At 60.0% G+C, this 4,536-nt stretch carries 3 protein-coding genes and 1 rRNA gene; 2 read left to right on the top strand and 2 right to left on the bottom strand.

Translation table 11 applies throughout. The features are described 5' to 3' along the window. Nucleotides 1-332, bottom strand: a 16S ribosomal RNA gene (locus ACEW8G_RS14560); the annotation flags it as partial. Nucleotides 333-786: 454 nt separating this feature from the next. Here ACEW8G_RS14560 and ACEW8G_RS14555 point away from each other — a divergent pair. Beyond that, on the top strand, nt 787-2,301 hold the full coding sequence (locus ACEW8G_RS14555) for a lipopolysaccharide biosynthesis protein (protein WP_373489122.1): 1,515 nt from the start codon (nt 787-789) through the stop codon (nt 2,299-2,301). Here ACEW8G_RS14555 and ACEW8G_RS14550 read toward each other — a convergent pair. Then, the gene (locus tag ACEW8G_RS14550; protein WP_373489121.1) at nt 2,290-2,781 is read right to left on the bottom strand and encodes a low molecular weight protein-tyrosine-phosphatase; all 492 of its coding nucleotides are present in this window, start codon (nt 2,779-2,781) and stop codon (nt 2,290-2,292) included. The two genes, ACEW8G_RS14555 and ACEW8G_RS14550, sit on opposite strands and share 12 nt — an antisense overlap. Before the next feature lie 109 nt (nt 2,782-2,890). Between ACEW8G_RS14550 and ACEW8G_RS14545 the strand changes: the two genes are divergently transcribed. Beyond that, the gene (locus ACEW8G_RS14545; protein ID WP_373489120.1) at nt 2,891-4,495 is read left to right on the top strand and encodes an MFS transporter; all 1,605 of its coding nucleotides are present in this window, start codon (nt 2,891-2,893) and stop codon (nt 4,493-4,495) included. The last annotated feature ends 41 nt before the right edge of the window (nt 4,496-4,536 follow it).

Raw genomic sequence — 4,536 nt, 5'->3', positions numbered from 1 at the left:
TTCCCCACTGCTGCCTCCCGTAGGAGTCTGGGCCGTGTCTCAGTCCCAGTGTGGCTGATCATCCTCTCAGACCAGCTAAGGATCGTCGCCTTGGTGAGCCTTTACCTCACCAACTAGCTAATCCTACGCGGGCTCATCCCTTGGCGATAAATCTTTGGACTTACGTCATCATCCGGTATTAGCTCAAATTTCTCTGAGTTATTCCGAACCAAGGGGCAGATTCCCACGCGTTACGCACCCGTGCGCCACTAGACCCGAAGGTCTCGTTCGACTTGCATGTGTTAGGCATGCCGCCAGCGTTCGTTCTGAGCCAGGATCAAACTCTCAAGTTTTGTCACACATAATGGCAGCACGAACCGAAGTTCGCTAGCCGCCAGAACATGAGCTTAAGGAGCCGTTCCTGCACATTTCTTTACGTATGGATACGTGAAGGACATAAGGAACGACTTAATGCAACCAGACTTCGCGGCCTTAAACTCCGCGGGTCTGGGCGCCGTCGCCCACATGTCCCTTCATCTTAAATCACAATGTCAAAGAGCCGACCGACAAAAGTAGCGGACGACCATTGTTCCCCGATTTTTCTCTCGGGGGACTTGGTGTCCGTTTATGTTGGCGACCAGGTGGGGTGCGATGCGTTGGCGCCGCGTCCCGTCCGGTGAGAGGTCATATATGGAGGGGTTCGATTCGGGTCAAACGCTTTTTGCAATTTTATTTCAAATATTTTTGGGATTTGCCGCTAAACGCTGAAAGCCCGGGCAAGCCCGCCCCCCAAGGACCATTATTGATATGCATCTAGATAATGGCGAATTGCTGACTGACAAGGGGTTTGCCAACCGCGTGCGATCGGCGGTTTTCTGGCGTTCGGGCAGCCAGATCGTCAGCCAGATCGTGATGTGGGGCAGCACGCTTGCGGTGATCCGCATTCTTGACCCGTCCGACTATGGGCTGTTCGCCATGACCCAGGTGGTGATGGTGATGCTGGCGTTTCTGAATGGTTACGGATTTGCCAGCTCGCTGATCCAGCAGGAGCGGATCGATCCGTTCCGGGTGCGTCAGGCGTTTGGCCTGCTGCTGATTCTCAACGGCGGCATCGCCGCGATCCAGTTTGCGGCCGCCCCTGCGATTGCCAGCTATTATGGGCAACCGATGGTCAGCGACATGCTGCGCTGGCAGGCGCTCGCTTATCTGGCCACGCCGTTCATGGCCGTGCCAGAGGTTTTGATGAGCCGCGCGCTCGATTTTCGGCGGCTAGCAATCGTCAACCTGATCTCGGCCCTGGTCGGTGCACTCGTCTCTCTGGGCTGCGCGCTGGCCGGTTTGGGCGTATGGACATTGGTGATCGCGCCCGCCGCGATGATGTGGACCCGCGCCATCGGGTTGTGCATTGCGCAGCGCTTCATCGTCTGGCCGAGTTTCGATTTTCGCGGCACCGGCAGCATGATCGGCTTTGGCGGCGCGATGCTGACCAGCCACTTGTTATGGAGCGTGCAAACGCAAGCCGACGTGCTGATCGCAGGTCGCGTGCTCGATCCGCATGCGCTGGGCCTGTATGCAGAAGCACTGTTCCTGGCGCATGTTTTCGCAGCAAAGGTCATCCCGCCGCTCAACGAGGTTGCGTTTCCGGCCTATTCACGGCTGCAGTCAGATCCCGCGCGGCTCTCGGCAGCATTTCTCACCGCGATTCGCCTGATCATGCTGATCAGCTGCCCGGTCTATCTCGGCCTCGCTGTGACCGCGCCCGAAGCGATTTATACCTTGTTTGGTGAAAAATGGCTTGAGATGGTGCCGCTTGTGCAGATTTTCGCTCTGTCGATGCCGGTGATGACGCTGCACATCCTCATGGCACCGGCGGTCAATGCGCTCGGTCAGCCTCGGATAACGGTGCGCTGCTCGGCCTTTGGTGCGGCGCTGATGCCGCTGATGTTCCTCATCGGTGTGCAGTTTGGCGTGATCGGGCTGGCGATGGCCTGGCTGATCGGCTTGCCGATCGTGCTTGGCTTTACCCTCTGGCAATCGTGCCCCGTCATCGGCGTGCGGGCGCGCGACGTGCTGCTGGCTGGCTGGCCCGGGATACTTTCGGCGGTGGCAATGGCGATTGTGGTCATTGCGATCAGCCGGGGCACGCAAGGCGTGCTCGTCGATGGGGTGTTGCAGATGATGCTGCGGCTGGCGATGCTCGCAGCGATTGGCGGCCTGAGCTATGTCCTGATGCTGCGCGTACTGGCGCCAACGTCATTGCACGAAGCTATACGCCTGCTGAAACGACAGCCACCAGAGCCCGAGGTTGCGTTACCCGTTTGACATCCCGGCATCGGCGATCCACCGGGCGATCAAGGCCTCGGCGATTGCAGTGGCATCGCGCCATGTCTGCAGGAAGCCGTCCTGGTCTCCATAATAGGGGTCGGCAACCGCCTCGCCCTCACGCCCGGGCACGAGATCGAGCGCAAGCGCGACGTGGGATAGGTTCTCCGCCGGAGCAAGCTGCCGCAGCAGGCGCAGATTGTCGTGATCCATCGCCAGCACCAGATCAAACCGGACGAGATCGCCGACATCCACCTGACGGCCCCGCAGACCGGCAATGTCCGCGCCATGTGCAGCCGCCACCCTAATCGCGCGCGGATCGGGCGGGCTACCGATATGCCAGTGGCCCGTTCCAGCCGAATCGACAGTCCAATCCAACCCACGTGCGTTCAGCGCATTGCGCAGCGCACCCTCGGCCAGTGGCGAGCGGCAGATGTTGCCAAGGCACACAAACAGAATGCTGGGAGGGGGGACAATCATGGCATTGTGATTTTGCCACCGCGATGCAGCAAAGGATAGTGGCTTGCGTGAATGCGCCGCTCTGCTAGCCACATGCGCCAGCGACAAAAATCTCGGAAGGGATGCACGAATGAACGGGTCAGCAAACAACATGGATGCAGCCGCAGATGGACCGGGGGGTGTGCCGCCGCAGGACGCCTTTCCGACCACCAGCCGTCGTTATGCCTGGTATGGGCTCAGCATATTGGTGCTGGTCTATGTGTTTAATTTTGTTGACCGCAACATCATGTCGATCCTGGCAGAGGACATCAAAGCCGATCTGGGTCTGACCGACGACCAGCTTGGCTTTCTTTACGGGACCGCGTTCGGTGTCTTTTATGCGCTGTTCGGCATTCCGCTCGGCAAACTCGCCGATAACTGGCACCGGGTGCGCCTTATGGCGCTGGGGCTGGCGCTGTGGTCGGCGATGACTGCGCTTTCGGGTTTTGCGCGCAGCTTCGGGATGTTGGGCCTTGCGCGCATCGGGGTTGGCATCGGCGAGGCCACCGCGAGCCCATCGGCCTATTCGCTGATTTCCGACTGGTTTCCCAAAAAGTTTCGCGCCACCGCGCTCGCGATTTACTCGTCTGGCCTTTATATTGGTGGCGGCGTTTCGCTGCTGATCGGCGGCCTGATTGTCGAACGCTGGAACGCCACCTATCCAGTTGATGCTCCGCTTGGCCTTGCCGGATGGCAGGCAGCGTTTCTCGCGGTCGGCCTGCCCGGCTTGCTGCTGGCCGTGCTGGTTGCGACATTGCGCGAACCGGTGCGCGGTCAGGCGGACGGCATTCTAACCCCGCCGCCCAAGGACCCGTTTCGTGGCTTCGGGCAAGAGCTGTTCGCGGTCATTCCGCCATTCACGATCATTTCGGCGGCGCGGCAAGGGGGCCGTGCGCTCGCAATCAATCTGGGTGGCATGGTCGTTATTGCCGCTATTGCCTGGCTGCTGATTTTGGGGACCGGCAATTATCCGCAGTGGATCGCAGTCGGCATCGGCTATTACGCGGTATATTCCTGGGCAACATCGCTGAAAAAGCGCGATGGTCCCGCGTTTGCGCTGATCTGGGGGTCGCCGGCCTTTTTGTGCACCATTCTTGGCTACGGCATGGTTGCGTTTTCGTCTTACGCGGTATCATTCTGGTCTGCACCTTACGCGATCCGCGTGCTCGGAGAGCTGCCATCGGTCGCTGGATGGTGGATTGGCGGCCCCGGCGCGCTGGGCGGGTTTCTGGGGATCATCATCGGCGGACGCGTGGCCGACTGGGCACGCCAGCGCAACCCCGCAGGGCGCGTATTGGTGATCATGTTTGGCGTGCTGGCACCGGTCATCCCGCTGATCATTGCCTTCACGACGCAAAGCCCGCTTCTGTTCTATATTCTTGGGTTCGTGTTGTCGCTGTTCGCGAGTTCGGCGCTGGGTGCAGCTGCCGCGACATCGCAGGATCTGGTGCTTCCACGCATGCGCGGCACAGCGACTGCAACGTTCTTTCTGGCGACCACCCTGATTGGGCTGTCGCTTGGGCCTTATCTTGCCGGTCAGGTGTCGGCCCTCAGCGGAAGCCTGTCAATCGGGGTGCTATCGCTGCTCATTGCCGCGCCGATTGGGACAGTGCTGCTCACTGCCGCATATCGTTTGGTCCCGAAAGCCGAGGCTACGTTACTTGATCGGGCGCGGGCCGCGGGGGAAGATATCTGATACAGCTGTTAGGTTAGGCAGGTTAGCTTAGCCAGCAACGG

Source organism: Blastomonas sp., assembly GCF_041747255.1.
Taxonomy (GTDB): Bacteria; Pseudomonadota; Alphaproteobacteria; order Sphingomonadales; family Sphingomonadaceae; genus Blastomonas.
The sequence above is the reverse complement of the archived record's forward strand: the minus strand, read 5'-3'. Positions and strand labels throughout refer to the sequence as shown.